Raw genomic sequence first — 25,498 nt, 5'->3', positions numbered from 1 at the left:
CTGAAGAGTTGAGCAGTCAGGGCGCCGGCGTCATGTCGGCGCCCTGACGTTCGTAGTCCTTCACCCGCATCGAGTCGTGCAGACGCACGCCCTTCGAGTTGAGCTTGGCCAACGGCCGCACCACCCACGACGGCAACGACGTCAGCAGCTGCGCGCCCCGCGTCAGCCCCCACACACCCAGTCGTGTAGCCGGAATCAGCGTCTTCGCCACACCGAGCGCGAACACCCTGCTCGCGTGCACCAGATCCCGCATCTCGTTCTCGTAGCGCGCGAACGCCGCCGTGTAGTCGTCACCGGCCGCCAACTCGCCTGCCAGCACGTACGCGCCGACCACCGCGAGCGACGTGCTTCCCCCGATCGCCGGGCCGGGGCAGTAGGCCGCGTCCCCGACCAGCGCCACCCGCCCACGTGACCACCGGTCCTCCTGCAGCTGCGTGATCGAGTCGAAGTAGAACGCCCGATCGCCGTCCAGGTGCCCGAGCCACGAGTCGACCCGCGGGTGCAGGCCGGCGAACGCCTCCTGCAGCAGTTCCTTCTGCCGCGCGACGTCGCGGTGGTGGTAGGTGAGCTCGGGCGACCGGAACAGGAAGACCGCCCGCGCGTCGTCGAGATGCCGCGCCCCGTACACCGCGGCGCTGCGGCCGGCGCCGATGTGCCCGGTCATCGCCCCTGGCACGCCCAGGTCGCGCGGAACCGACAGCACCGCCAGGTACGCGCCGGTGAAGTTCTTCGCGACCTCCCCGAACACCAGCCGCCGCACGGTCGAATGCAACCCGTCCGCGCCGATCACCAGGTCGAACCGCTGCGGCGCGCCCACCTCGAAGGTCACCTCGCCGTCCTCGCCGACGGCCGTGATCGAGTCGCCGAACACGTACTCGACGTCCTCACGCGTGGCGTCGTAATAGATTTCGCTCAGGTCGTCGCGCATGACCTCGACGTGCCGGTCCGAGACCGCCGCGTACAGCTTCGTGACGTCGACGCTGATCGGCTTGCGCGTCCCCTCCCGCACGAACGACAGCCGCGTGGTCCCGGTCGCCATCGACTCGACGCGCGGCAGCACGCCCATCCGTTCCGAGATGTCCATCGCCGGTTTGACCAGGTCGACCGCGTGCCCACCGGTCTTGCGCAGCACCGGCGACCGCTCCACCACGGTCACCTCGTGCCCGTACCGGGTGAGCCAGTACGCCAGGACTGGACCGGCGATGCTCGCCCCTGACACCAGAATCCGCACGTCAAATCCCCTTACTTAACGGTCGGTAAGTCCCCGGCGCGAGCGTACCCCATCGGCTTACCGACTGGTAAGTAAGTTATGCTTCACCGGTGGCCAAACCGTCGGGGACGAAGCAGCGGATCATGCAGACCGCACGGGAGCTGTTCGCGACCAAGGGCGTGCAGCAGACCAGCCTGCAGGAGATCGCCGACCGCCTCGGCATCACCAAGCCCGCGCTCTACTACCACTTCTCCTCACGCGAGGACCTGGTCCGCAGCATCGTGACGCCGCTGCTCGACGACGGCGAGCGGTTCCTCGAACGCATGGAGGCACGCGGCGACGTGCCGCCCCTCGAACTGATCGAGGGCTTCTTCGACTTCCACCACCGGCACCGCCGCGACATGCTGCTCCTGCTCACCGAGATGACCACGCTCGCCGAGCTCGGCCTGGTCGACATGGTGCTGGCCTGGCGCGCCCGCCTCACCCGGCTCGTGTTCGGCGACGCCCCCACTCTGGAGCAGGAGGCCCGCGCGGTGCTGGCGTTCGGTGGCATGCAGGACTGCACCATGCAGTTCCCCGACGCACCGTTCGACGAGCTGCGCGCCGCCACGGTGACGGCGGCACGCGCCGCGCTGGGCCTGAACTGAACCGGGCCTGACCTGGTGCTGGCACATGGCGGAACCCTTGCCGCCTATAGCACGCAAGCCCGCTCTCGCTCTGTGAGGGAGCGTGTCCACGGCCTAGGATTCGGCGGCGCTCAGGTGAGAACCGCCTCTCGAAACCGGTCTCACGTCGGGGGGTGCGCGAGGTAGGGTCCTGAAGCCGAAACACCGCCGCGGGGAGACACATGCGCGCCGTCGAGATCAGACCTGGGGTCCGGATCCGCTGGGTCGAGGTGCCGGGTGCCACGCCTGCCCGCGTCTACCTGCACGGCCTCGGCGCGTCCTCCGCGCCCTACTACGCCGAAGCGGTCGCGCACCCACTGCTCGCCGGGCGCCGCAGCCTGATGATGGACCTGCTCGGGTTCGGCATCAGCGACCGCCCCGCCGGGTTCGCCTACTCGCTGGAAGGCCACGCCGACGCGCTGGCCGTGGCGCTGGCCAAGATCGGCCTGCGGCGCAGCGAGATCATCGGCCACAGCATGGGCGGCGCCGTCGCCATCGTGCTCGCCGCCCGCCACCCCGAGATGGTCCGCTCGCTCGTCCTCGTCGACCCCACCATCGACCCCGCCACGCCCTCGCTCGGCGCACCCGGCAGCCGCGGCATCGCCGCCTACGGTGAGGCGGACTTCCTCGCCCACGGCTTCGAGCGCGTCCTGCGCGACGTCGGCCCGCACTGGGCCGCCACCATGCGCATGGCCGGCCGCGAAGCCCTCTACCGCAGCGCCGTCGACCTCGTCCGCGGCACGTCCCCGACGATGCGGAAACTGTTGCTGGAACTGGAGATCCCGCGCGTCCTGCTGCACCCGGAGGACGCCCAGCCCACCGGTGCCCGCGAACTCGCCACCGCCGGTGTGCAGCTCGTCTCCGTGCCGAACACCGGCCACAACATCATGATCGACAACGTCGAGGGCTTCGCCCGCGCGGTCGCCCAGCAGCGCCTGTCCGTCTAACCCAGTTCGCGGCCGATCGCACCGCTGAGCAGCTCACGAGCCCGGTCGAGGGTGACCGAGCCGCTGTGCCAGCGTTCGCTCAGGCCCTCGACCAGCGCGGTGAGACGTTCAGCGGCCGCGGCGGCATCGACGTCCGGATTCGCCTGCCGGACAAGGGTTTCGACATCCGAGTTCCAGGCCGCGGTGGTGGCGCCCAGCGGCTCGCGCAGCTCCTCGTGGAACACCGCGCTGGCCCGCAACTCACCCCACGCCACACTCGTCTCGCGCACCTGCGCCACGTCCTGCAGCTCACCCAGCAGCAACTGCTCGACCCGCGTGCGCGGATCATCCGACACCGCGTCGCGGTCGGTGTAGACCTGCGCGCGGTGGTTCACGTGCTCCAGCGCCGCACGCAGGATCCCGGCCCGGTCCTTGAAGTGGTAGTAGATCAACGCCGTCGACACCCCGGCCTCGGCCGCGAGCTTCTCGACACGCAACCCGCGCACACCGTCCTGCGCGATCACGCGGACAGCGGCCTCGAGCATCTGGGTCCTGCGCTCCGACACGGTGTCCTCACCTGGGTTCTTGCTGCGTGGTGCAGTGGATACCGCCACCACCCGACGCGATGCCGTCGATGTCGATCTGCACCACCGTACGTCCGGGGAACAGCCGCTCCATCGTCGCCTTCGCTGCGGCGTCGGCCTTCGCGTCACCGAACTGCGGCCCGATCACCGCGCTGTTGCAGACGTAGAAGTTGATGTACCCGGACGCGAAGTCCTCGCTGCGGACCCGCGTGTCCGACGGCCCCTCCATCACCTCGATCCGCAACGGCCGGCCGTGCACGTCCGTGGCCTGCTTGAGGATCTCCAGGTGGCGGCGCGTGACCTCGTAGTCGAACGAGGCCGGGTCGTTGTCCAGTCCCGCTACCACGACACCGGGACCGGCGAACCGGGCGTAGAAGTCGGTGTGGCCATCGGTGATGTCGCGCCCGGCGATACCCGGCAACCAGATCACCTTGCGAAGGCCGAGCAGGTGCGCGAGCTCCGCCTCGACGTCGCTCTTCTTCCAGCCGCGGTTGCGGTTGCCGTTGAGCACACAGCTCTCGGTGATGATCGCCGTGCCCTCACCGTCGACCTCCAGCGCCCCGCCCTCCAGCACCAGATCGGTACGGGTGCGCGAGACGCCGGCACGGCCGGCGACGAACCCGGCGACCTTCGCGTCACTGCGGTGCTCCTGCTTGCCGCCCCAGCCGTTGAAGTTGAAGTCGACCCCGGCCCTGCCCTGACCGTCGCGCACGAACACCGGCCCGGTGTCACGCATCCACAGGTCGTCCAACTCGGCCTCGACCAGCTCGACGTTCGCCCCCACCAACTCCCTGGCCTGCGCCACATCGCCGGGGCGCACCAGCATCGACACCGGCTCGAACCGGCCGATCGTGGTCGCGATCGTCGCCAGATCGCGCTGCACCCGCGGCCGCAGCTCAGGACCCCAGATCCGCTCGGCCACCGCGAACGCCATCCACGTGCGCTGATGCGGCTGCCCCTCCTCGGGCATCACACCGGTGGCCTTGTCGTGCTTGGTGTCGCTCTTGGTCTCGCCGTCGCAGCCGCCCAGCAATCCGGTGATCGCGGCCGCGGCGGACTGCACGAAGGTTCGTCGCCGCATGCCGCGAGCGTACGTCCTGACTGAAATTTCAGTCAATGCGACCGGCCCGCTGACACCTCACCAGGAATTGCGTAACAACGCCCCTATTCACGACGACTTCCGCACGGACCCACTATTCGAAAGCAGGTGGCTGATGCCGTCCATGCGCACTGCCGAGGACAATTGGCGGAAGATCCCTTACACCACCAAGAGCAAGCTGCGCGTCATTTCGTTCGACGACGACAAGGTCGACGTCAAATACAGCGGAAACGGGGCGTGGGTCTACCTCGAAGGGATGGAGGTCACGCTCGGCAAAGACGTGTTCGACGCCCACATCACCGTCACGAAGTCGCCGGTAGGAGACCTGCGCACGGACAGCGACCCGTGGACCCCATGCCATCTCACATTGACTCGCGCGTACAACAACCACGTTTTCTACAAGTGGGACGAGACGAATCAGCGGTTCAACACCACCAGCGAAGTCATCGACCCGAAAGGAAAGCACCGGTCGGCCAAGGACCACTTCGCGATCGAGGAGTCCCAGATCAACGACCCGAAACTCGTCAGCGCCGTGAAGGACGACATGACCGAGATCTTCCTGAACCTCGTCTGACTCCGCCCGATCGAGTGGTGTAGGCCGCTGCCGACGGGGAACCCAGGGCGGGTACGTCCATTCGGAGCAGGAGGGGTGACCCCTATGGGCCTCATGGACAAGGCCAAGGAAATGCTCGGCAAGCACCCGGACCAGGCCAAGCAGGGGATCGACAAGGCCGGGGACATGATCGACGAACGGACCGGCGGCCAGCACGCCGACAAGGTCGACAAGGTGCAGGACAAGGCGCGGGAGTACCTCGACCGCGACCAGAACCCGCAGCAGTAACGCCGCCTGGCCTCAACGCCGTCTGGTGCCGTCCTGGCGCCAGTGCGCGGGGAAGGTCAACGCCGCGGGCAGCTTCGTTTTCGCGTTGCCGCGCGCGGCGTTGACCTGCGGCTGCGTCAGGAACAGGCACGTGCTGAGGTCAGCGCCGGACAGATCGGACCCCCGCAGGTCGGCACCGATCATGTCGGCCCTGGTCAGGTTCGAGTTCGTGAGATCGGCGCCGATCAGGTAGGCGCCGCGGAAGTCGGCGTTGCTCAGGTTCTTGTTCCGCAGGCGCGCCCCGATCAGATCGGCGCCCCGGTAGGACTTCGCGCTCGTGCGCAGCCGTTCGCTGGTGCGCAGCAGTAGGACGTTCACCTTCGCCCGGATCTCCGCGACGTCGAACGTCAGGATCTCGTCCGGCGCGGCCGTGGTGTGCCGCTCGACCTCGGCGTAGGCGGCGTCGAGGTCCTCGTGCGGATCGAGGTGCCGCGCCTCCGCCAGGTACCAGAGCAGCTCGTGCAGCTGCCGCACCACGGGGAACACCGCGAACATCTTCTGCCGCTCACCGGTGCGCCAGTCGTTGCCCCCGAACACAGTCTGCGACACCCGCTGCCCCGCACCGAAGCAGTCGTAGACCGTGCAGCCGGCATAACCCTTGTCCCGCAACCGGTCGTGGATGCCGCACCGGTGATCGGCCAGCAGGTTGCGGCACGGCGTACCGGCGTCCTTGGTGGCCGCGAAGTCAGCTGATTTCGCGAACGGCAACGCGACGCAGCACAACCCGAAGCAGTTGGCGCAGTCGCCCCTCAGCTCGTCCATCGCAGATCAGCCTACTAGCGAGCTCAGCGACCGTTGCTGTCCCCTCGAAGGTCACCTCGTGACGGTCGGTCCCAATTCTGGCTTTGTCTGTGTGAAGTGACCGCGTTTGTCCGTCGGTCGTGACCGCACTGACTGCGGTCACGGTGGGTGTGTTCGTGGCATGTGACCGCAGGAGTCAGGATGGTCGGCATCGACCGGCACTTTGATGGCGCGGGTCGAGCGAGTTCGCTCGCCTGTTCTGGGACACCCGTCGCCCCGTCGACTGTGGGGATCCGACGCCTCAGTCTGGGCCGATCACGCAGAACTCATTGCCTGCCGGGTCTTGGAGGACCCGTGTCGTCCACTCGCCGGCCTCTGTGATCGTGAGGGAAGTCGCGCCGGCAGCGATCATCTCGTCGACCATCGGCGCCGCGTGTTCGACAAACAGGTCGAGGTGCGTTCGGCCCTTCGTGGTCTTCGCTTCGGGAACCCTCTGGAAGGTCAAGTGCGGCGGCCCATCGACGCCGCTGGGCCGGTCGATCGTGACGTAGGGCCCGCCCCCACGGTCCGTACGTCGCACGTAGCCGAGGAACCTCTCCCAGAAGGCGGCCACCTGATCGGGGTCTGGGCAGTCGATGGTGATGCCGACCTTCATATGTAGCCTCTCGATTGCGTCAAAAGGTGGTTGCGTGCGGTGGGAGGATGCGTAGTGCTCCGGATGAGGGAGCGTCGATGTCTCCTGTCCGTTGCCAGTGAAGGCTGTCCCAGTGTCATCGAAGTCTGTCCGGACACGGGTTTCTGCCACTCAAGTTCGCCCGATGTTCTGCCGAACGATTCGGGGTTGGGTGGCCAACGCAGCAGAGCCTGGATCGCAGCATCGTCGAGCTGGACTCCGTCGACCCTGTAACGGCCACCGCGTCCGATTGTCATTGACACCAATTCCGGGCTGGTCCTGAGTCTGTTGTCTGGTGCCCACCGACGTCGTACCGATCGCCGCTCCTGCTCTGGTCGACCCGTTCTCGTGCGCGGCGTCGCCCGGACGGTGAGTCGATGATCGCCCTCGACAAGAACCCGTTTTCACCCGAACAGCCGCTAACGACGTGGTCTGCATGGACGACAAGTCAACTGGTGATCACTTGACGTCCAGGAGTACCGGTGAGCCCGCTGAAGACGTGTCCGCAGTGCGCGGAGTCGGTCCAGGACGCTGCCCGGCGCTGCCGGTACTGCCAGCACGGCTTCGATGACCACGCCGAAGGGCTGGCGTTGAACCGGTGGATCCGGTCGCACCCGACGATCGTCGTCTCGCTCGCGACGTTCCTCTACGTCGCGTTCCAGGTGCACAAGGCCGGCGATTTCGAGGGTGTGACCACCTTGGAGATCGTCCACTCCAGCAGCCTGACCTCGATCCTGGTCGGTGTTCTGATGGTGCAGCTGCCCCTCGAACTGCTCATCCTCACCGGCGTCACGTGCTGGTGGCTGCTCGCCACCGGTGCCATGGTCCACCGGGGTCACGTCGCCAGGCGGTCGAAACCGTTGCTGCTCGCCGATCCCAGGACGTTGCCGCAGATCGTGCTCACCGTCCTGCTGCTCCTGTTGTTCTTCACCAGCCCGTGGCTGAACTTCGCGCTGGCACTGGCGGTCGCGGTGACCGTCGCCGTGATCGCGCGACGCCGGCGGCCGTTCACGACGCGGTTCATGAAGTGGTCGCGCCGTGTGGTCGTCGGGCTCGTCATCGTCCTGGTGCTGTGGTTGCTGGAAAGGCCGACGACATGGGTCCCACTGGAACGGATCACGATCGCTGGGAACACGACGCTGGTCGGCTACGTGATCGCGGCGGACGCGCAGTGGACGACGGTCTTGTCGCCTCGCTGGACCGGTCGCCTCGCGCCGGGGCAAAACACGTTGCGGCGGGTGCCGACCAAGGAGGTGCAGACGCGGGCGACGTGCCGACTGTCTCTGGCCGAGGACAAGATCTTCGGGCGGGTCGTCCGGCTGCGCGCACCACAGCTGATCGCAGCGGCGCGCGACGGGGCGTTGCCGGCGCCGCTGACTCCGCTCTGCCCGTGACGCGCGACCGTTACCTGGATCTCGTCCGCGTGTTCTGCGTACTGAAGGTAGTGGTGGTGCATTGGCTGACCGCGAGGGTGTGGGAAGGCGGCGGCCAGATCGGTGCGGTCAGCATCGTCGACTCCATGCCGTGGCTCGGCGTCTTCGGCTGGCTCGCGGTGAGCTCTCCCGCGCTGTTGTTCGTGGGCGGCATGATCAACCACAGCACGTGCACCAAGTACGGTCCGCGTGCGTTCCTGCTCAAGCGGGTGAAGCGGCTGCTGGCCCCGCTCGCGTTCTTCGCGGCGGTGTGGGTGGCAGTCGAACTGGTACTGCACGTACTCGACGTCGGTGGTAGTGGTTTGTGGCGCTGGGTCGGCTGGCGCGGCGTCCTTCCGTTCGGACCGCTGTGGTTCATCGGCGTCTACCTGATCCTGGTGGCGCTCACGCCGGTCACGACTCGCCTGACCGATCGCTTCGGCCTGGCAGTGCCGCTGGCGTTCTGCGGCGCCACGGCAGGTATTGACGTGGTGAGGTTCGTGTTCGACGTACCGCTCGTGGGCTGGCTGAACCTTGTGCTGGCGTGGCTGGTGCCGCACACGCTGGGGCACTGCCGCATCTCCGGACAGCGGACGGCCGTGCTGTTGATGGTCGGGGGACTCGCGGCGCTTCTCGGGCTCACGGCGACCGGGTGGTACCCGGCTGCCGTTGGAGGAGGCCCCGGCTTCCCGTTCTCGAACATGAGCCCGCCGACTGTGTGCATCGCGGCGCTCGGGGTGCTGCAGGCCGGTCTTGTGCTGCTGTGCCGTCCTGCCGGCGCTGCGGTGCTGGCCTGGCGGTGGGCCGACACCGCGGTGCGGCGGCTGAACGGGTGCACCATGACGATCTACCTGTGGCACATGACCGCGGTACTGCTGGCTGTGCTGTTACTCGCGTCGTTCGGCGTCGCGGACAACGCGTCTTCGGGCAAGGACTGGGTCGCGCAACGGCCGCTGTGGTTCGTTGTGGACGCTGTGTGCCTGGTTCTTCTCGTGCTGGTGTTCCGGCCAGTCGAGAGAATCCGTTAGTACGTTTCCGGCCTCAGGTGATGTGACAGTTCTGGCGACCGACCTCGTTGATCAGCTATCGACACAAAAGGCCAGGACATGGAGCATTGGATCGCCCCATCCCCTGGTCGCTCCGCCGCAACCAGACAGACTCAAGCGGCAGAAATCCGTGTCCGGACAGACTTTGATGACACTGGGGACAACATTTACCGGCAACGGACACCTCCGACGTCGAAGCTGGAGCGTCACACCGCCGAGTGCGGTCACTTCTCACCAACATTGATCATGCCCTTGATCGGCAAGTGCGGTCACAGCTCACGAACACCGCGGCGACCCAGAACGGAGCCGTGATCTCCCAGACCGTCGCGAGAAGGCCCCCGAGCAGGGAACCCACCGCGGCTCCGTCCAGGTCCAGCAGCGCGTACACGCTGCCGACCCGGCCGAGTAGGTGGGAAGGGACCATCCGCTGGCGGATCGAGGCCACGATGATGCCCCACACCATGGCGTGGACGCTGAAGACGACCAGGGTGGCGGCCGCCACCCACGGCGTTGTCGTCATTGCCAGGGTGAGGTGTGTGACGACCTCGATGGGGAGTCCCGCTCGCAGCACTGCGGCGCTACCGCACGTGCGAGCGAGCTTTGCCGCGACGGTGCTACCGAACAGACCCCCGACCGCGAATGCGGTCAGCAGAAAGCCGTAGCCGATGTCCGACAGGCCGAGTCGCTGCCGGCAGTAGAGTACGAACACCGCGAACGCCGCGGAGAACGCGATGTTGCCCAAGCCCATGCTGACCGCCAACGTGCGCAAGAGGCGATGGTGCAACAACCACCGCACCCCTTCGCCGATCTCGGCACGCAGCGATGTCCGGTGTAGACGTTGCGGCCCGGGCGATGGCGGGCGGATACGCGCAGGGCCGCTGCCACCGCGAACGTCAGAGCGTCGAGACCGAACGGCACGGCGGCCGAGATGACGAACAACCACGCCCCCAAGGGCTTGGCGACCAACTGGTTGCCGATGGTGAAGGTGGCGGACAGCCGGGCGTTGGCGCTCGGCAGGTTCTCGGGCGCGACCACTGACGGCAGCAGCGCCCCCATCGCGGTGTCGGCCAGGCTCTCGCCGGTACCCAGGAGAAAGAGCGTCGCGTAGGTTGACGACCACGACGAGCAGGCGCCGGTCGAGCCGGTCCACGTAGGCGCCGCTGATCAGCGCGAACAACAGCCACGGCAGCTGCTGGACGAAGACAGCGCCGGCGATCAGCGCCGGATTGCCAGAGACCGCCGCGACCAGCAGCGGACCGGCGGCCATGGTGACACCGTCACCGATGTTCGAGACCGCCGCAGCGGTCCACAGTCGGGTGAAGTCCGCACCTAGACGTGCGGATACAAGGGCACGCAAAAGAGCTCCTCGAGCCAAGGAAAGGAAACGGTCGTCTCGAGACCGCTCCGCGGCGAGGAGCACTACACCGGCGGTGACCTGTCAGCGCGCGGTAAGCCCTCGCAGCGAAACGGGGACCGTCACCAAGCCGATGCGCATGTCAGCTCCCTAACTGTGGATCAACGTTCCGGGCAGGATAGTCCCGGACATCGCTCAGGTACGAGCGCTTTACCTGCACCGACGGCCAGCGCGCCCGACCGCAGCAGGTGGTCGAGGCCGCCGATCTGGTCACCGTGCCGAGATGGCCCACCCGGCGGTTCCAGTCCCCAGGTGGTCAGTGCGAGGTCGCCTGGAGCCGCGTCAAGCTCGTTCCGGCGGCGTTCAATGCGAGCTGGTGGCCTTTCTCGATCTGGCGAGCGTCTGGGACATACCACCCAAGCCGCCGCGCGGCTCCCCTCCCACAGACCGCGGTGCAACGTGGTCAGGGTTGCTGAGCTGCTGACGTGCGCAACGCACGCAGCTCAGCGGTTGCCTCGTCCAGCTGTCGCTCCGCCCGTTCCGCACGGGTCAGCACCTGCGTCCGCGCGTCCTCGACCGCCGCCAACGCCTGACGCACGGCCCCGACCTGCTCGACGCCTTCCTGCCTGACCTGCGCCAGCCGTGCCTCGACCTCGCCGCGGGTCCGCTCCAGCTCGGTGCGGGCGTCAGCGGCGGTCTGCTCGGCACGTTCCGCCCGCACGACGGCCTGATCGCGCGCCTTGGCGGCCCGGCTGACGGTCTCGGCAGCGTCCAGACGGGCCTTTTCCGCCTGGGCTGACGCATCGGCACTAGCTTGGTCAGCGGCCTGCACGGCGGCTGCGGCCTCCGTCCGCGCCCGCTCGACCTCCGCCTGGCCCTCCACGCGAGCCTGCTCGATCTCCTTCGCGGCCTGCCGCCGGGCCTGCTCCGCGTGCTTCACCGCGTCCGCCCGAGCCTGTTCCGCGGCCGCGAGCGCCTGGCGCACCTTCTCGTCCGCCTCAGCCCGGATCTCCTCGATCACTGCCGCCGCCTGCACCCTGACCTCGGCGATCTCCGCCTCGGCCCGATCCTCGGCAGCCCGCGCGGCCGCGCGAGCCTCATCCCGCTCGGTCAGCGCGGTGTCCGCAGTCTCGTCAGCCTCCTCGGCAGCCCGGACGGCTTGCTCCGTCGTCTCCTCAGCCGCCTTGCGCGCCTGCTCCGCCTCGTGCCGGCGCCGTTCCGCGGCCGCGAGCGACACCTGAGCCTCAGCGACCCGGCGAGCGGCCTCGGCTTCCGCGGCCTGGATCTGGCTCTCCGCGACGCTCGGATCCGCCATCGCGTTCAACTCGCCGACCGCCCGCCCCAAGGTCTGCGTCATCTGCTCGGACAGCACCCGGAAGCGGTCGAGGAGCTCTTCGGCCCTGATCTTGGCGGTACCGGTGACCCTCGGGAGATTCGTCACGGTGACGACCTCCAGGTTTTGCTCGGGCTCCGCGGCCAGCCGCTGCCGCTCCCGCCACGCCCGCCAGCGCGTGTGCTCGGGCAGGTCGCAGTACTCCGAAGGCCTGCCCGGCCCGCCACCTCGAAAAACGGGGCGCTCGCAGTCGGGGAAGTTGCAGCTCGTCTCCACGGCAATATCGTAGCAGAATTACGTGTGCAGTTACGTTATCCAACGCAACGCTACCCAATTGGGCACGAAAAATCTGACCGCCGATAAGTGAACGTTATCGGAGGTCAGACTTGGACAAGAGACTGCCTTGGGCCGGTGGGCTTCGTAGTGCCGAAGTCGTTACTGATCTTCGGGCGGTGTGATGACAGATGCTGGGGCGGAGGGGCTACCCGTGCGCGAACCTAGCGGCGCACCGGGGCCCGTCTCCGCCGATCAGATGATTCCCTCATGAATTGGCCGGTTCATCGAAGTGCTTCGCGAGGCCGAGGAACTGCTGCGAGAGCGAGCCTGCCCTCGTGACGAGCTCCTCGTACTCGTCGAGTAGCTGTGCCGCACGCGGGTTACCACTCAGTCCGTGAGCCGCGCCCGAGCGCACCCGCCGGGCCACGTTCATCCCGTGGAACGCGAGCATCACCATGACCTCGCTGAGGATGTCGACCTCGCTTTTGGTCGCAGGCTCCGCGCCCGCATCGTGGCCGGGCAGTTCCAGCAGCGCTTCGCGGAGCCTGCGCCGTCCTTCCGGCGTGATCGGTCCGTTCGCCATCAGATCCCCCGATGTTCGCGGGTCAACCTCTATGAGACGCAACCAGCTACCGCTGGGCCGTCTCCGCGATGAGGGTTGAGGAGATGTACGCCCGCTCGGGATCAGTCGGGACGAAGAGCGTTTCGAGGCCACTCAGATGGCGGTTCATCTGAGCCATCGGCAGCTCGTCCTCCAGATCGCGCGCGGTGCGTACGCCTCGCACGATCACGCCGATACCCGCCCCGCGGCAGTAGTCGACCAGCAGGCGGCCGGCGCTGGAGTCCACCGTGACGTTGGCCAGATCGCTGGTCATGTCGGCCAGCAGGGCCAGTCGTTCGGCGAGGGGGAGCCGGCCGGTCTTCTTCGGATTGGTCAGGACGCACACGACGACTTCGTCGAACATGGCCGCGGCCCGGTGCGCCACATCGAGGTGTCCCTGCGTGGCCGGGTCGAAAGAGCCGGGGAATACGGCGCGCATGGCTTGGGATGCTAGCTCCGCGAGGTCACCCCGTGTGGGTCTACGGTTGAGGCCCGTGGAGCCCACCCCGATCCATGTCCCCGACGAGGTCCTCGACGACCTGCGCACCCGCCTCACCCAAACCCGTCGACCACTGGACGAGGCAAACGAGGACTGGTCCTACGGCGTCCCGGCGAGCTACCTCCATGAACTGGTTGCCTACTGGCGCAACGACTACGACTGGCGCAAGGCCGAGGATGCCATCAACGCCTACGACCACTACCAGGTCAGCGTCGCCGGTATCCCGGTCCACTTCCTGCGCAAACCCGGCCGCGGCCCCAGCCCGATCCCGCTGATCCTCACCCACGGCTGGCCGTGGACCTTCTGGCACTGGTCGAAGGTGATCGACCCGCTGGCGGACCCGGCCGCGTTCGGCGGTGACCCCGCTGATGCGTTCGACGTCATCGTGCCGTCCCTGCCCGGCTTCGGATTCCCGGGCCCGCTCACCGGCTTTCCGGACGTCAACTTCTGGAAGGTCGCCGACCTCTGGCACACCCTGATGACCGAGACCCTGGGCTACGCGAAGTACGCCGCCGGGGGCTGCGACATCGGCGGCATCGTCTCCAGTCAGCTCGGCCACAAATACGCCGACGCGCTGTACGGCATCCACATCGGCTCCGGGTTGCCGCTCGACTTCTTCAACGGCCCCCGCGCGTGGGACTTCGCCCGCAACCGGCCCCTCACCGACGACCAGCCCGCCGACATCCGCGCCCGCATCATCGAGCAGGACCACCGCTGGGCATCCCACCTCACCGTGCACATGCTCGACGGCGCCACGCTGGCCCACGGGCTGAGCGACTCGCCCGCCGGACTGCTCGCCTGGCTGTTGGAGCGCTGGAACGCCTGGAGCGACAACGGTGGCGACGTCGAGTCCGTCTTCACCAAGGACGACCTGCTCACCCACGCCACCATCTACTGGGTGAACAACTCCATCGCCACGTCGATGCGCTACTACGCCAACGCCAACCGCTACCCCTGGACGCCGTCCCACGACCGCACCCCGGTCGTGCAGGCACCGGTCGGCATCACCTTCGTCACCTACGAGAACCCGCCCGGCATCCACACCGCCGACGAGCGCGTCCGGGCGTTCAAGTCCGGGCCGATGGCCCGCTGGTTCAACCACGTCAACGTCAACGCGCACGACCGCGGCGGTCACTTCATCCCCTGGGAGAACCCCGAGGCCTGGGTGAGCGACCTGCGCCGCACCTTCCGGTGGCAACGGCAAGACGACTAGGGACGTGTCGTCGCGGTGCACGTGCCGTCAGGCTGGCACACGACGTAGTCGCCGGTGTTGAACCGCAGGATGTTGTTGTAGTTGCCCGTCGCCGAGTAGACCGGCACCCCGAGGGCCGCGGCGAACCGCCTGAGCAGCGCGCGGTTCTGGCCGACGGTGCACGATTCCAAGTGGACGAACCCACCCGCGGAGAAGTGGCCCCGCAGCCGGGCCAGCACCGGTTGGAAGCTGCCGAAGTTCGACACCGTGACGACGTCCGAGCCGATGATGATCTGGGCCGGATTGCCGTGGGCGCGCACGTCCAGGCGCGAGATCGGCTGACCGCCCGTTGCCGCGAGCACGTTGGTGACCATGCTGTTCACGTCGGACATGTAGACCTCGCCGGTGCGGAAGAACCCTTCCAGCCACCCCGTCGCGTCGTATTCGTCGCCGACGTCGATTTCCACCGGCACCGGCGGCGCGGGGGCGGGAGGAAGCCCGGCGTCGAGGTCGCGGGTGTTGCCGAGGCCGCCCGGCAGGCTTGCGTCGCGCGGACCGTCGGGCACCCCCGCGTCGAGGTCACGGCGGGGGCCCGCGTCCACTGAAGGTTGTTCGGGCGCGGGAGCAGGGCTCGGGGTCGCCTCGAGGAGGATCACGACCGCTCTGTTGGCCGCGCGACCTGACGGTGCGTCGTTGCCGTCGAGATAACCGGTTCCCGCGGACGCCGCTCCCCCGGTCATGCCGTGGCCGGCGAGGTAGGCGAGGACCGCCTGGGCGCGGCGCTGACGCAGCGCCGAGTTGCGAGCGGCGGTACCGACCGCGTCCGTGTGACCGGCGACCGACACGACGCGCGCTCGGCGCGGCAGGCCTTCGCTCACCGTCAGCTGGTCCAGCAGGGCCCGGTGCGCCGGTTTGAGCTCGGCCGAGTCCGGGGCGAAGCCGGCGAGCACGATCGTCTGCGGTGGGAGTGGCCCCGGCGGATGTCGCACCGCTGCGCCAGGGCTGGCGGCGGCGTCACGGCGTTCCGCGGCCAGGTAGGACGTGCGCTGCACCGCGAGGAGGCCGGCCACGGCCCGGTTGCCCGCCTGCCGCTGCACCTCGGTCACCACCGACTCGGCGGGACGGGTGCGGGACTGCTGCGCCGGGGTCTCCGGCGCAGCACGGTCTTTCCGAGCCTTGGTCATGGCTCCATCGTGTTGCGCCGCACGGCCGCAGCCACTGTCCTAAAGGGCATCCGAACGGACAGACCTAGACCGAGTGGCGCGACACCGGGAAGTTGAAGTAGGTGTCCGGGTACGGCTCGCCGTTCAACGTGAAGTGCCACCACTCCTCCGGCAGGTTCCGGAACCCGGCCCCGACCATCGCCGACTTCAGCAGCTGCCGGTTCTCCCGGGCCTGACCGGTGATCCGCGGGTCGTCGGTGTGCGAGAGGGTGTCGAAGCAGTCGTACCCGGTGCCCATGTCGACGGTGTTGTCCGGGAACCGGTTGGGCGCGGCGCAGTCCACCAGCCGCTCCCCCGGCACGTACGGCCGCTGGTGGCGCGCGGGCAGCTTCACGATCGTGAGGTCCAGCGTCGAGCCACGGCTGTGCCCGGACTTCTCGGCGATGTAGCCGTCCTCGAACAGGCGCGTCTTGTCGACCCGCGGGTAGAACTCGGGCTTCATCCGCTGATCGGCCAGGTCGCGCGCCCACCGCACGAAGTGGTCGACACCGCGCTGCGGCCGGTAGCAGTCGTAGACCTTGAGCGTGTAGCCCTGCGCGAGCATCTCGCGCTGCACCTTGCGCACCGCGAGCGCGGCGGGCCTGGTCAGGATGCACAGGGGTGCGCGGTAGCCGTCGATGCGCTCGCCGACGAAGTTGTGCGCGGTGTAGTACCGGATGTCGTGCAGGATCGTCGGGTCGACGTCGCGCAGAGCGACGAACCCGGCCGGTGAGGCCTGGGCGGCCGCGGGCGTGGTCAGCAGGATCGCGAGCAGCACAGTGATCAGGGCGCGCATGTCGGTCATCCAAGCAGCGGGCAGGCCTGCGCCGAAGGGCCCAGACCGATCAGCGGAACAACGGCCTAGGCCGGCCAGGCCCGCAGCAGCGAGTCGAGTGCGTCTAGGGCACGGGTCCACGACGCCTCGACCCCGCGCGGGTGGTTGTGGAACGCCCCGGCGCGCTCCAACGAGACGTACCCGTGGAACGTGCTGTGCATCAGCCGCACGGCGTCGGTCTGGTCGGGCTCCCACAGGTCGTAGCCGCGCAGGATCGCGCGGGTCATCTCAGCGTGTTTGCCGGCCGCGCTGGTCGCCGCGGTGTCCGGGTCCAGCGCCATCTGCGTCGCCGTGTACCGGCCGGGGTGCTCGTGCGCGTAGGTGCGGTAGGCGTTCGCGAACGCCACCAGTGCGTCTTTGCCCGAACGGCCGGCCAGCGCGTCCGAGACCCGGTCCGCGAGCTCGGCGAGTGCCTGTACGGCGACCCGGACGCGCAGGTCCTGAGCGTTGCGGATGTGCGAGTACAACGACGCGTCCTTCACGCCGAAGTGGCGGGCGAGTGCGGACACCGTCACGTTCTCGAAGCCGACCTCGTCCGCCAGGTCCGCCGCCGCCTGCGTGAGGCGGTCGGCCGTGAGCCCCGCGCGTGCCATGCGCCACCCTTCCTAGGGTCCTTAATTAGTTGCCTAGGACCTCTAGGCAAACCTACCGTTTTGGTCATGAAGCCGCTCACCGAACGCGAGATCCGCGCGTCCTTCGTCAATTCCACCAAGGGCGAGGCGAAGCGCATGCACGTACCCAAGGATCTCGCCGACCGCCCGTGGGACGACCTGGACTTCCTGGGCTGGCGCGACCCCGCCGCCCCCGACCGCTCGTACCTGGTGATCGAGCTGGACGGCCGGCTCGTCGGTATCGCGTTGCGTCGTGCCGCCCCGGCCGCGCACGCCCGTAAGACCATGTGCGCGTGGTGCATGACCACGCATTCCGGTGACGGCGTGTCGCTGATGACCGCGCGCAAGAGCGGTAAGTCTGGGCAACTGGGCAACTCGGTCGGCATCTACCTCTGCGCCGATCTGGCGTGCTCGCTGTACGTGCGCGGGAAGAAGAGCGCGGGGCCGGGTTCGCGGTTCCGCGAGTCGCTCACACTGGACGAACAGGTCGAGCGGACGCTCGGCCACGTGGCGGCTTTCCTCGGTCGGGTCGACTCGTAGGCTCTGCGCCGTGGTTGATCATCGGCACACCGCCTCCATGTTCGCCTCCCGCGGTGCGGGACTGTCCTCGGCACGGTCCACCGAGGAGCGCGCCTGCCTGATGCACGAGCTCGTGCTTCGGGGCGTCCCGGTGCCTGGCGGCACGCGCGGCGACCACCCGCTGGCCTGGCTGCCGCTCACGCGGTCCAGCCTGGAGGAACACGTCGACCTGCCGGAGTACGAGGACGACGGGCACGCCATCTACACCAGGCCGCAGGGCCCCACGGGCGGCCGGACTGTCGTCGCGGGAGCCCAGGTGCCGGTCGCGACGGAGACGGCGTGCCCCAAGCACACGACCGCCGCCGTCGACGGCTGGACCGAGGGGTCCAACGGGTGCATCGAGGCGCGCGGCTTCGAGTTCGCCGAGCCCCTGGACGTGGAACTTCTCCCGAACGTGCTGCTCAGCCTCGGGCTGCAGTGCACGGACGGCGAGACCAAGCGGTTCTGGGTGGCCGACTCGACCCCGGCCGAGGTGTGGCGCACGTTGTTCGCCGCGTCGTCGCTGGGAGGCGCCTGCAACGCTGGTGCGTACGGCGCCTACGGCCGATTGGCCGCTTGGCGATCGCTGGCCGGGCTGGTCGGGCTGGAGGAAAGCGCGAGCGCCGCGGAGGTCGAATCTCGCGCGGGTGAGTGGAGCTGGTACCAGTTCGACCCGGAAACCTGCTGGTTCGAGGGTGTCGACTGGGATCTCGCCGTGGTCGCGGTGTCGCCCGACCGCACGTCTCTGACCGTGCTGGCCGCGACGGACACCGACTAGCTGGTCAGAGTTCGAGCACGAGCTCCGCGGTGCACGCGCGAGCGCACGGCCACGGGTCGCCGCACTCGCTGCATCCGGTCAGCGCGGGTACGTGCTGCTCGAGCACGGTCACCGCCTGCGTCCGGTAGCGCTCCAGGTCGGACTCCCAGTTGTGGCGGGAGGCCGCGGTCGCACTGGTCATTTGTCATCAGTCCTCAGGTTCGGCTGTGGACATCAGCATGCACCCGCGACACCGATGTTGGGCGCTAATTTCGCGAATCAAGACCGTGTGGCGCGGCATCATGTGCACATGGACATTCCAGCGGCGCTGACCGCGGCCTCGCGTGGCGACCAGGCCGCGTGGGACGCGCTGGTCAGGCAGTTCAGCGGGCTGCTGTGGTCGATCGCCCGCGCCTACCGCCTGAGCGACGCCGACGCGGCCGACGCCGTCCAGTGCACCTGGATCAAGCTGGTCGAACACCTCGACCGCATCGCCGAACCGGAACGCCTGGCCGGCTGGCTCTCGACCACCGCACGGCACGAGTGTCTGCAGCTCCTGCGCCGTGCCGGACGCCTGCCAGAGCCGGCCGAGGAGATCGCCGACTCCCCCGATCCCGCGCCGCCGGTCGACCACGGCCTGATCGTCGGTGAGCGCAACGCCGCGTTGTGGCGGGTGTTCGACGACCTTCCGGACCGCTGCCGGCGGCTGCTGCGGGTGCTGACGGCCTCGCCACCACCCGCGTACGCCGAGGTGGCCCTCGCGCTGGACATGCCGGTCGGCAGCATCGGACCCATCAGGCAACGCTGCCTGAACCGGTTGAAAGCGCTGGTCAGGGGCGACGAACTGCTGGAGGAACGGTCATGAACGACGACGACTTCCTCACCGAACTGCGCGCCGCCGCGGACGAGTTCGACCCGGTGCCCGCAGGCGTGCTGCGCGACGCGAGCGCCGCATTGGCCCTGCGCGCCCTGGACGCGGAACTGGCCGAACTGGTCGAGTCCGAGGCGCTCGTGCGCGGCGACGGCCCGGTGCTGCTCGCGTTCGAGTCCGAGCGCGTGACGGTGAACCTGGAGATCAGCGGCGACGTGGTCCGCGGGCTCGTCATCGGCGCCGCAGGAGAGGCGGTGGTGGAGACGCCCCGTTCACGCCGAGCGGTGCCGATCAGCGACGGCTGGTTCACGGTGACCGAGGTGCCGAGCGGCATGGTGCGCATCCGCGTCACCGCGGTCGACGGCACGCCGGTGGTCACGCAATGGACCCGAGCGGACTGAAGCTGTATTTGCGGGCTATCCAGCGCCCTCTCCCCTGGTACAAGGGGAATTAGAGGGGGTAACGACACATGGTCTGCTTCATCCTGCCCGCGCACCTGCTGATCGAACTCGCCGAGGCCGGGAACGTCGACATCCGCGACACCATCCCGACTCTGCTGGCCTCCGCCGCCATGCGCACCCAGCGCGACACGCTCACCGAGGCAGTGCAGTTCCTCGGCCTCAACGCCGGGCAGCTGCGCGGACCGGCAAGCGAGTTCAAGGCGGTGCACGACGTCCAGGGCGGCGACGAGCGCAACCTGCCCGGCGTCATGCGCCGCAAGGAGGGCGACGGCGCCGTCGGGGACTCCGCCGTCAACGACGCCTTCGACAACGCCGACCGGACCTACGACTTCTACCGCGACGTGCTGGGCCGCCACAGCGTCGACGGCAACGGTCTGCGCCTCGTCAGCTCCGTGCACTTCGGCCGCGCTTTCGACAACGCCTTCTGGGACGGCACCCAGATGGTCTACGGCGACGGCAGCGGCAAGGTCTTCCAGCCCGGCGCACTCGCACGCGACCTTTCCGTGGTGGGACACGAGATCACGCACGGCGTCGTGCAGTACACAGCGGGCCTGCGCTACCGCAAGCAGTCCGGTGCCCTGAACGAGTCGATGGCCGACGTCTTCGGCTCTCTGGTCAAGCAGCACACGCTCGGCCAGAGCGCGGACCAGGCCGACTGGCTCGTCGGCGCGGGCATCCTCGGCACCCAGCTGCAGGGCGTCGCGCTGCGGTCCATGAAGGACCCCGGCAAGGCCCACCAGCTCGACCGCCAGCCCGGCCACATGCGCAACTACGTGGACCTGCCCGACGACGGCAACCCGCGCAACGACAACGGCGGCGTGCACATCAACTCCGGCATCCCCAACAAGGCGTTCCACCTCGCCGCGACCCGGCTCGGCGGCAACGCCTGGGAGAAGGCGGGCAAGGTCTGGTACGACGCGCTCGCCACGAAACTCGGCGTGAACTCCAACTTCGCCGAGGCCGCTGCCGCGACGGTCGCTTCGGCGCAGACGTTGTTCGGGGCCGAGGTGGCGGGTGTGGTGCGGTCTGCGTGGAACGACGTCGGCATCAACTAGGGGTGGGCCTGCTCAGCCGATCGAGCAGGGCCTGCCGTGCACCGCGAACGAGCCGGGGGTCACGGGCGAGCCCGTCGCGGTGAACCGGAACGTCACCGAGGCATTCGCGTTGAGCGACGCGCCGCTGTTGGAGCCGGTCACCAGGACCTCAGCGGCGTGTTGCTGCACGGTCGCGTTCGACCCCTGCACGACCCTCTGGCCACCGGGGAACTGCCAGCGCAACGCCCACTGCTCGATCGTGATCTGCGAGGTGTTGCGGAGGGTGACATCGGCGATGAACCCACCGTTCGACGAGCCGAACACCCGGTAGGAGACGGCGCAGTCCTTCTTGTCGGCCGGCGGTGCGGGCGGCGCGGTGGTGGTCGTGACGGGCGGCGGCGCGGAGCTCGACGTGGTGTCCTGCCCGTTGCAGGGCGATCCCCACAGGCCGACCTTCGACGTCTCGGCGGTCTTCTCCAGTTCGGTGAGCACCGGGTCGTCCTTCTCAGCCCGAACCACACCCTTGACCACCGCCATTGCGGCGTAGTCGTCGTTGTTGCCCAGGCGCAGGTTGATGGCCGCCTCCGACGCACGGCTGTAACTCACCGGCTTGCCGAGCAGGGTGTCCTGCGCGAACTTCAGCGCCGCCGCCGCATAGCACTCACCCGGCGCCGCCAGCCCGAGAATCCGCGCCTCGACCCCGGTGGACAGCTGCACGGTCCTGGCGTCGACGACCTTCGTCACCCGGTCCGGAGGCGTGCCCTGAATGGTGACGAACTGCTGTCCCGGCACCGAAGTGGCTGGTGGCGGGGTGTCGGCCGCATTTGTCGTACACGCCGCGACGACCGGCAGCGTCGCGAGTGTGTACAAGACAGGGTGGAGACGGCCGAGCGATCTCATCGTTCTCCCGCGTTGTGCTGAATGCGACTCGTCGCAACGGCGACCGGCGGTGAAGAGTACGGCCTTTCAGCGGAATGCGGGAGGTCTCCTTCTGGAGGTCAGGCGGACCTGACCTGGGTCAGCAGCAGCTTCCACTCCGCAAAGGCATGCGGGGACGGTAGAACCGCCGATCCGTTTGGCTCCCCCATTCGCCGCAGATCAACCTGAAAGCATGCTGTTTGGCGGCGTTCCAAACTCACTTCTCGGAGAGCCTCTGCCGAATCCACTCCGCGGACTCCGCTGCCTTCGCGTGGCCGGATTTCTCACTGGCCTGGAACCACCGTCGAGCCTCGGCCAGTTCGCCGCGTTCGGCCAGCTTGATCCCGAGCTGGAACATCGCTTCGGCGTCGCCGCCCTCGGCTTCTGTGCGGTAGCCGGCCTCGGCCTCGGCGGCGATCTCCGGTCGATCGGGTTCCGAGTGGAGGTTGGAGTTCTTCGTCACCGTGCCGTCCGGGTGGTAGCGCACCATCGTGCTTTCCGCGGTGGTGCGGATCTTCCAACTCGCCATGCGCGGCTCGGCGTCACAGCTCCACTCAAGTCCGAGAGCCCACTCGACGTCGTGCTCGCGGGTGTGGGCGGTCAGGAAGAACATCTCGTTCTGACCGCCAGGAACCGTGGTGGGCAGAACGAGGGGAACAGGTCCGGGAGCCGTCTGGGCCGGCTCGTCGAGCCACACCCTGACGTGCGGGTCCGGGATCACAACTCCGGCCATCATCCCGTCCATCGACACGGGGGCCACCCGAGTGGGATGACGAGCCTCCACGCGGTGCGCCAGGCTGTGCACGACCACCGGAGCCTCGTCGGGTGCGGTCACCCGTATCGCGACGCCGTGCCCGCTGACCTGAACCGGCAGCGGCCGCGGCCCGGTGGCCGAGCTGGGCGGGTAGATCAGATGAATCCGGCCGATCAACCAGACTTCGAAGACGGGTTCCACCCCGGTCACCTCTGCGTCGGCATGGCGGTGAACCGGAACGGATGCCCGCCCAGGTCGACGACGCTCGTGCCCGAGCGTCCGGCGCAGGTCCAGTCGAGTTCCAGGCGCCATTCGACGTCGTAGCGGTGGCAGCGGACGTCCAGTTCGAAGACTTCCGGATCGTCCGGGGTCACCGTGTACAGGAACTTCGGGCCGGTGAGCTCTGGCGGGTCCTCGTCGAGGTCCAGCTCGTACTTGCGGACCACGGGGATGCCCATGCTCCTCGTCCGCGTGCCGTCGTGCGGTGGGCGCCGAGCCACCACGGTCGGGCGCAGGGCGCGCAGCAGCACTGCTCGGTCCGCACAGGCCTCCACGAAGATGCGGACCAGGCCGCCGCTGAGCGGGACGGCGTCGTCCCAGCTGTGCTGGATCACGTAGTCGGCCTCTACCTCGCACGTCACGGCGATCGGGGAGTCGACGGGAAGCAACGGTGAGGGCGAGTTGTAGATGTTCAGCGAACCGATCGTCCCGGCCTGTACGGCTGTCTGAGCCTCGCCCGAGATCTCGTTGTGCGTCTGAGACTGCCCGGTCTCCTCGTTCATGCTCCCCCGTTCCCTTCGGAAACAAATGGTCTCACAAGCGGTTTGCTCGCCTGTGCTAACTTTTGCTCATGCGAGCAAAGTCGGTCACGGAGCAGGCCCGCCGAGCCCAGATCGTCGGCGCGGCCATCGCCACGATCGCGGAGCTGGACTACGCGGAGACGTCGTTCAAGGCGATCGCGGCGCGGGCGGGGCTGAGCAGCACCGGGCTGATCTCGTACCACTTCAAGAACAAGCAGGAACTGGTCGACGTGGTGTTCGCCGACGTCCTCGCGCGGTTCGGGGCGTTCGTGCAGGAGCGCATGGGCCAGGGCACGGCGCGTGAGGAGCTGCGGGCGTTCCTGAGCGCGAACATCGCGTTCCTCCGCGCGCACCGCGACGACATGCTCGCGTTCCTGCGGATCAGGGCACACGCGGCGGTGACCGACGGGGGCGTCGCCGACTCCGATCACGTGGCGCTCGCCGCACTGCTGCGACAGGGGCAGGAGAACGGTGAGTTCCGCGCGTTCGACCCGGACGTGATGGCGGTGTTCATCCTCGCGATGCGCAACGGCGTCGTGCTGCGGTCCGGGGCACTCGATCTCGACGTCTGCGAGCGCGAGCTGATCGCGGCCGTCGAACTAGCCACAGGAGGGTAGTCAACATGCGTCGGGGGACTTTGTTGTTGGCCGCCGCGTTGCTGGTCAGCGCGTGCGGGAAGGGGGAAGCGGTGCCGGCGAACGTGGTCACGACGGACACCGGGCAGGTCAGGGGCGAGCAGCGCGACGGGCACCTGGTGTTCCAGGGCGTGCCGTACGCGGCGAAGCCCGAACGGTGGCAGCCACCGGCTCGTGCCGCGGCGTGGAGCGGGGTCAGGGACGCGCTGAAGCCGGGCAGTCCGTGTCCGCAGGTCGGATCCAGTTACGCGGACACTCGCAGCACCGACGAGGACTGTCTCTTCGCCAACGTCACCACGCCCTCGGTTTCGGGCCACAAGCCGGTGCTGGTGTGGGTGCACGGCGACGGCGCGGTCGGGGCAGGGCACTACTTCAACGCCGAACGTCTTGCGCGGCAAGGCGATGTCGTCGTCGTGACGTTCAACTACCGGATGGGCGTGTTCGGCGGGTTCGGCGTGCCGGGGCTCGAGCACTCCGGTGAGTTCGGGCTGCTGGACCAGCGGGCCGCGCTGGAGTGGGTGCAGCGCAACATCGCCGCGTTCGGCGGGGATCCGGGAAACGTGTCGCTGTTCGGAGTCTCGTTCGGTGCGACGGCGGTCAGCGCGCACCTCATCGGGCAGAAGCCGCTGTTCCACAAGGCGATCATGCACAGCTCGTTCACGCTCGTGGACGTGCCGAAGGGTGCCTGGTTCCCGGACCTGGAGGCGTTGCCGTCGCTCGCGTGGCGGCCGGTGCCGGAGATCCAGGAGATCGGCGCGATGATCATGCAGGAGCTGGGCTGCGCGGACGTCGCGTGCCTGCGGCAGCTGCCGGTCGAGAAGCTGCTCGACTACCCGCAGATCATGAACATCTTCCAGCCCGTCGGCTACGGCGGTACGGCGCTGCCGAAGCTGCCGGGGGACTCGCTGGAGGCGGGCGAGTTCGCGCAGGTGCCGATCCTCGTGGGGTCCACGCGCGACGAGCACAACAGCTTCGTCGGGCTGTTCCGGCCGGGTCCGATGTCCGCGGAGGACTACTCGCGGCTGCTGCGGGAAGCGTTCGGGGACCAGGCCGTCGCGATCGAGCGGGAGTACCCGGTCAGCGCCTACGCGTCGCCGAAGCAGGCGTGGGCGAGGGTGTTGACCGATCGTGTGTGGGCGCGGGCGACGTTCCGGCAGAACTCGCTGTACGCGCAGAAGGCGCCTACCTATGCGTTCGAGTTCGCGGACCGCAACGCTGCGACCAACCCGGAGTTCCCGGTGGAACTGCACGGCGCGAACCACTCGTCCGACATCGACTACCTCTTCCCCGACGGCGACTTCGCCAAGGACCGCGGGCTGTCCGACCACATGATCAAAGCCTGGACGGACTTCGCCCGCACTGGGACGCCTGGCTGGCCGAAGTTCTCCGACGGGCAGTACGTGCAGTCGCTCGCGCCGGGGGCGATCGGGCGGGTCGCCTACGCGGCCGAGCACAAGTTGGGGTTCTGGAACTAGGTGTACCTGGCTGTCACGTTGGTGACTGGGTGCGGCTGATGGGTGGGTGACCATCGAGGGCGGTGTGACCGCGTTCAGTGTTGTAGTAGTCGAGCC

General features: G+C 68.4%; 30 protein-coding genes and 2 pseudogenes. 15 read left to right on the top strand and 17 right to left on the bottom strand.

Annotation, left to right across the window (positions count from 1 at the left end; all coding sequences use genetic code 11):
• Window positions 1–16: 16 nt before the first annotated feature.
• Complete coding sequence (locus ACIA8G_RS41975) at window positions 17–1,231, bottom strand: FAD-dependent monooxygenase (protein WP_396424399.1); 1,215 nt, start codon at window positions 1,229–1,231, stop codon at window positions 17–19.
• Window positions 1,232–1,320: 89 nt separating this feature from the next.
• On the opposite strand from ACIA8G_RS41975, the gene ACIA8G_RS41970 reads away from it, so the two are divergent.
• Window positions 1,321–1,857, top strand: coding sequence for a TetR/AcrR family transcriptional regulator (locus ACIA8G_RS41970; protein ID WP_396424398.1), 537 nt, complete (start codon window positions 1,321–1,323; stop codon window positions 1,855–1,857).
• Between the two features lie 200 nt (window positions 1,858–2,057).
• A complete protein-coding gene (locus ACIA8G_RS41965) occupies window positions 2,058–2,822 on the top strand; it encodes an alpha/beta fold hydrolase (protein ID WP_396424397.1) in 765 nt (254 codons plus the stop codon).
• Here ACIA8G_RS41965 and ACIA8G_RS41960 read toward each other — a convergent pair.
• Both ACIA8G_RS41960 and ACIA8G_RS41955 read right to left on the bottom strand, forming a co-directional pair.
• A complete protein-coding gene (locus tag ACIA8G_RS41960) occupies window positions 2,819–3,367 on the bottom strand; it encodes a TetR/AcrR family transcriptional regulator (protein ID WP_396424396.1) in 549 nt (182 codons plus the stop codon). The two genes, ACIA8G_RS41965 and ACIA8G_RS41960, sit on opposite strands and share 4 nt — an antisense overlap.
• A 7-nt stretch (window positions 3,368–3,374) precedes the next feature.
• Entirely contained in the window at window positions 3,375–4,466 is a 1,092-nt protein-coding gene (locus ACIA8G_RS41955; RefSeq protein ID WP_396424395.1) for an agmatine/peptidylarginine deiminase, read from the bottom strand.
• Here ACIA8G_RS41955 and ACIA8G_RS41950 point away from each other — a divergent pair.
• Both ACIA8G_RS41950 and ACIA8G_RS41945 read left to right on the top strand, forming a co-directional pair.
• Window positions 4,465–5,058, top strand: coding sequence for a hypothetical protein (locus ACIA8G_RS41950; protein ID WP_396424394.1), 594 nt, complete (start codon window positions 4,465–4,467; stop codon window positions 5,056–5,058). The two genes, ACIA8G_RS41955 and ACIA8G_RS41950, sit on opposite strands and share 2 nt — an antisense overlap.
• Before the next feature lie 84 nt (window positions 5,059–5,142).
• Window positions 5,143–5,325 carry an antitoxin gene (locus ACIA8G_RS41945; RefSeq protein WP_396424393.1) on the top strand — a complete coding sequence of 61 codons (183 nt, stop codon included), beginning with the start codon at window positions 5,143–5,145 and terminating at the stop codon, window positions 5,323–5,325.
• A 12-nt stretch (window positions 5,326–5,337) separates the two neighbouring features.
• Here the strand turns inward: ACIA8G_RS41945 and ACIA8G_RS41940 are convergent, their stop codons facing one another.
• A complete protein-coding gene (locus ACIA8G_RS41940) occupies window positions 5,338–6,126 on the bottom strand; it encodes a pentapeptide repeat-containing protein (protein ID WP_396424392.1) in 789 nt (262 codons plus the stop codon).
• Window positions 6,127–6,406: 280 nt separating this feature from the next.
• Entirely contained in the window at window positions 6,407–6,760 is a 354-nt protein-coding gene (locus ACIA8G_RS41935; RefSeq protein ID WP_396424391.1) for a VOC family protein, read from the bottom strand.
• Window positions 6,761–7,260: 500 nt separating this feature from the next.
• On the opposite strand from ACIA8G_RS41935, the gene ACIA8G_RS41930 reads away from it, so the two are divergent.
• Together ACIA8G_RS41930 and ACIA8G_RS41925 are read left to right on the top strand one after the other, a co-directional pair.
• Window positions 7,261–8,172 (top strand): zinc ribbon domain-containing protein, encoded by a 912-nt coding sequence (locus tag ACIA8G_RS41930; protein WP_396424390.1) that lies wholly within the window; start codon window positions 7,261–7,263, stop codon window positions 8,170–8,172.
• Window positions 8,169–9,218, top strand: a complete 1,050-nt coding sequence (locus ACIA8G_RS41925) for an acyltransferase family protein (RefSeq protein ID WP_396424389.1) — start codon at window positions 8,169–8,171, stop codon at window positions 9,216–9,218. Before ACIA8G_RS41930 ends, ACIA8G_RS41925 begins: the two co-directional genes overlap by 4 nt.
• Window positions 9,219–9,480: 262 nt before the next feature.
• Here ACIA8G_RS41925 and ACIA8G_RS41920 read toward each other — a convergent pair.
• Window positions 9,481–10,065: pseudogene (locus ACIA8G_RS41920) on the bottom strand (MFS transporter); the annotation flags it as partial.
• A gap of 99 nt (window positions 10,066–10,164) precedes the next feature.
• Here ACIA8G_RS41920 and ACIA8G_RS41915 point away from each other — a divergent pair.
• Window positions 10,165–10,344 (top strand): hypothetical protein, encoded by a 180-nt coding sequence (locus tag ACIA8G_RS41915; RefSeq protein ID WP_396424517.1) that lies wholly within the window; start codon window positions 10,165–10,167, stop codon window positions 10,342–10,344.
• A gap of 9 nt (window positions 10,345–10,353) precedes the next feature.
• Here ACIA8G_RS41915 and ACIA8G_RS41910 read toward each other — a convergent pair.
• The 4 genes and pseudogenes from ACIA8G_RS41910 to coaD all read right to left on the bottom strand — a co-directional run.
• Window positions 10,354–10,656, bottom strand: a pseudogene (locus ACIA8G_RS41910) (MFS transporter); the annotation flags it as partial.
• A gap of 397 nt (window positions 10,657–11,053) precedes the next feature.
• Window positions 11,054–12,199 (bottom strand): hypothetical protein, encoded by a 1,146-nt coding sequence (locus ACIA8G_RS41905; protein ID WP_396424388.1) that lies wholly within the window; start codon window positions 12,197–12,199, stop codon window positions 11,054–11,056.
• 265 nt (window positions 12,200–12,464) lie between these two features.
• The gene (locus tag ACIA8G_RS41900) at window positions 12,465–12,782 is read right to left on the bottom strand and encodes a hypothetical protein (RefSeq protein ID WP_396424387.1); all 318 of its coding nucleotides are present in this window, start codon (window positions 12,780–12,782) and stop codon (window positions 12,465–12,467) included.
• Window positions 12,783–12,828: 46 nt separating this feature from the next.
• The gene (gene coaD / locus ACIA8G_RS41895) at window positions 12,829–13,239 is read right to left on the bottom strand and encodes a pantetheine-phosphate adenylyltransferase (protein WP_396424386.1); all 411 of its coding nucleotides are present in this window, start codon (window positions 13,237–13,239) and stop codon (window positions 12,829–12,831) included.
• A gap of 55 nt (window positions 13,240–13,294) precedes the next feature.
• On the opposite strand from coaD, the gene ACIA8G_RS41890 reads away from it, so the two are divergent.
• The gene (locus ACIA8G_RS41890) at window positions 13,295–14,512 is read left to right on the top strand and encodes an epoxide hydrolase family protein (protein WP_396424385.1); all 1,218 of its coding nucleotides are present in this window, start codon (window positions 13,295–13,297) and stop codon (window positions 14,510–14,512) included.
• Here the strand turns inward: ACIA8G_RS41890 and ACIA8G_RS41885 are convergent.
• From ACIA8G_RS41885 to ACIA8G_RS41875, 3 genes are all read right to left on the bottom strand, one after another.
• A complete protein-coding gene (locus ACIA8G_RS41885) occupies window positions 14,509–15,675 on the bottom strand; it encodes an OmpA family protein (protein ID WP_396424384.1) in 1,167 nt (388 codons plus the stop codon). The two genes, ACIA8G_RS41890 and ACIA8G_RS41885, sit on opposite strands and share 4 nt — an antisense overlap.
• A 64-nt stretch (window positions 15,676–15,739) precedes the next feature.
• Window positions 15,740–16,489: a M15 family metallopeptidase gene (locus ACIA8G_RS41880; protein WP_396424383.1), complete on the bottom strand. Its 750-nt coding sequence runs from the start codon at window positions 16,487–16,489 to the stop codon at window positions 15,740–15,742.
• 65 nt (window positions 16,490–16,554) lie between these two features.
• Window positions 16,555–17,121 (bottom strand): TetR/AcrR family transcriptional regulator, encoded by a 567-nt coding sequence (locus tag ACIA8G_RS41875; protein WP_396424382.1) that lies wholly within the window; start codon window positions 17,119–17,121, stop codon window positions 16,555–16,557.
• A gap of 66 nt (window positions 17,122–17,187) precedes the next feature.
• Between ACIA8G_RS41875 and ACIA8G_RS41870 the strand changes: the two genes are divergently transcribed.
• Together ACIA8G_RS41870 and ACIA8G_RS41865 are read left to right on the top strand one after the other, a co-directional pair.
• Entirely contained in the window at window positions 17,188–17,679 is a 492-nt protein-coding gene (locus ACIA8G_RS41870) for an FBP domain-containing protein (RefSeq protein ID WP_396424381.1), read from the top strand.
• Between the two features lie 10 nt (window positions 17,680–17,689).
• Window positions 17,690–18,475, top strand: a complete 786-nt coding sequence (locus ACIA8G_RS41865; protein WP_396424380.1) for a DUF6183 family protein — start codon at window positions 17,690–17,692, stop codon at window positions 18,473–18,475.
• A gap of 4 nt (window positions 18,476–18,479) precedes the next feature.
• Here ACIA8G_RS41865 and ACIA8G_RS41860 read toward each other — a convergent pair whose 3' ends face one another.
• The gene (locus tag ACIA8G_RS41860; protein WP_396424379.1) at window positions 18,480–18,656 is read right to left on the bottom strand and encodes a hypothetical protein; all 177 of its coding nucleotides are present in this window, start codon (window positions 18,654–18,656) and stop codon (window positions 18,480–18,482) included.
• Between the two features lie 108 nt (window positions 18,657–18,764).
• On the opposite strand from ACIA8G_RS41860, the gene ACIA8G_RS41855 reads away from it, so the two are divergent.
• The 3 genes from ACIA8G_RS41855 (at window position 18,765) to ACIA8G_RS41845 (ending at window position 20,841) form a co-directional block, all read left to right on the top strand.
• A complete protein-coding gene (locus ACIA8G_RS41855; protein ID WP_396424378.1) occupies window positions 18,765–19,319 on the top strand; it encodes an RNA polymerase sigma factor in 555 nt (184 codons plus the stop codon).
• A complete protein-coding gene (locus ACIA8G_RS41850; protein ID WP_396424377.1) occupies window positions 19,316–19,726 on the top strand; it encodes a hypothetical protein in 411 nt (136 codons plus the stop codon). The genes ACIA8G_RS41855 and ACIA8G_RS41850 overlap by 4 nt, the downstream gene beginning before the upstream one ends.
• A gap of 68 nt (window positions 19,727–19,794) precedes the next feature.
• On the top strand, window positions 19,795–20,841 hold the full coding sequence (locus ACIA8G_RS41845; RefSeq protein WP_396424376.1) for a M4 family metallopeptidase: 1,047 nt from the start codon (window positions 19,795–19,797) through the stop codon (window positions 20,839–20,841).
• A gap of 12 nt (window positions 20,842–20,853) precedes the next feature.
• On the opposite strand, the gene ACIA8G_RS41840 is transcribed toward ACIA8G_RS41845, so the two are convergent.
• The 3 genes from ACIA8G_RS41840 to ACIA8G_RS41830 all read right to left on the bottom strand — a co-directional run bounded on the left by ACIA8G_RS41840 (window position 20,854) and on the right by ACIA8G_RS41830 (window position 23,274).
• A complete protein-coding gene (locus ACIA8G_RS41840; RefSeq protein ID WP_396424375.1) occupies window positions 20,854–21,690 on the bottom strand; it encodes a cellulose binding domain-containing protein in 837 nt (278 codons plus the stop codon).
• Window positions 21,691–21,955: 265 nt separating this feature from the next.
• Entirely contained in the window at window positions 21,956–22,693 is a 738-nt protein-coding gene (locus ACIA8G_RS41835; protein WP_396424374.1) for a hypothetical protein, read from the bottom strand.
• A 5-nt stretch (window positions 22,694–22,698) separates the two neighbouring features.
• A complete protein-coding gene (locus ACIA8G_RS41830; protein ID WP_396424373.1) occupies window positions 22,699–23,274 on the bottom strand; it encodes a hypothetical protein in 576 nt (191 codons plus the stop codon).
• Between the two features lie 68 nt (window positions 23,275–23,342).
• Between ACIA8G_RS41830 and ACIA8G_RS41825 the strand changes: the two genes are divergently transcribed.
• On the top strand, window positions 23,343–23,909 hold the full coding sequence (locus ACIA8G_RS41825; RefSeq protein WP_396424372.1) for a TetR/AcrR family transcriptional regulator: 567 nt from the start codon (window positions 23,343–23,345) through the stop codon (window positions 23,907–23,909).
• 5 nt (window positions 23,910–23,914) lie between these two features.
• A complete protein-coding gene (locus tag ACIA8G_RS41820) occupies window positions 23,915–25,402 on the top strand; it encodes a carboxylesterase/lipase family protein (protein ID WP_396424371.1) in 1,488 nt (495 codons plus the stop codon).
• Window positions 25,403–25,498: the final 96 nt, after the last annotated feature.

The sequence above is a fragment of the Lentzea sp. NPDC051213 genome (assembly GCF_044455585.1).
Classification (GTDB): Bacteria; Actinomycetota; Actinomycetes; order Mycobacteriales; family Pseudonocardiaceae; genus Lentzea.
Note: the sequence above shows the minus strand (reverse complement) of the source record. Positions and strands in the feature narration are given on the sequence as shown.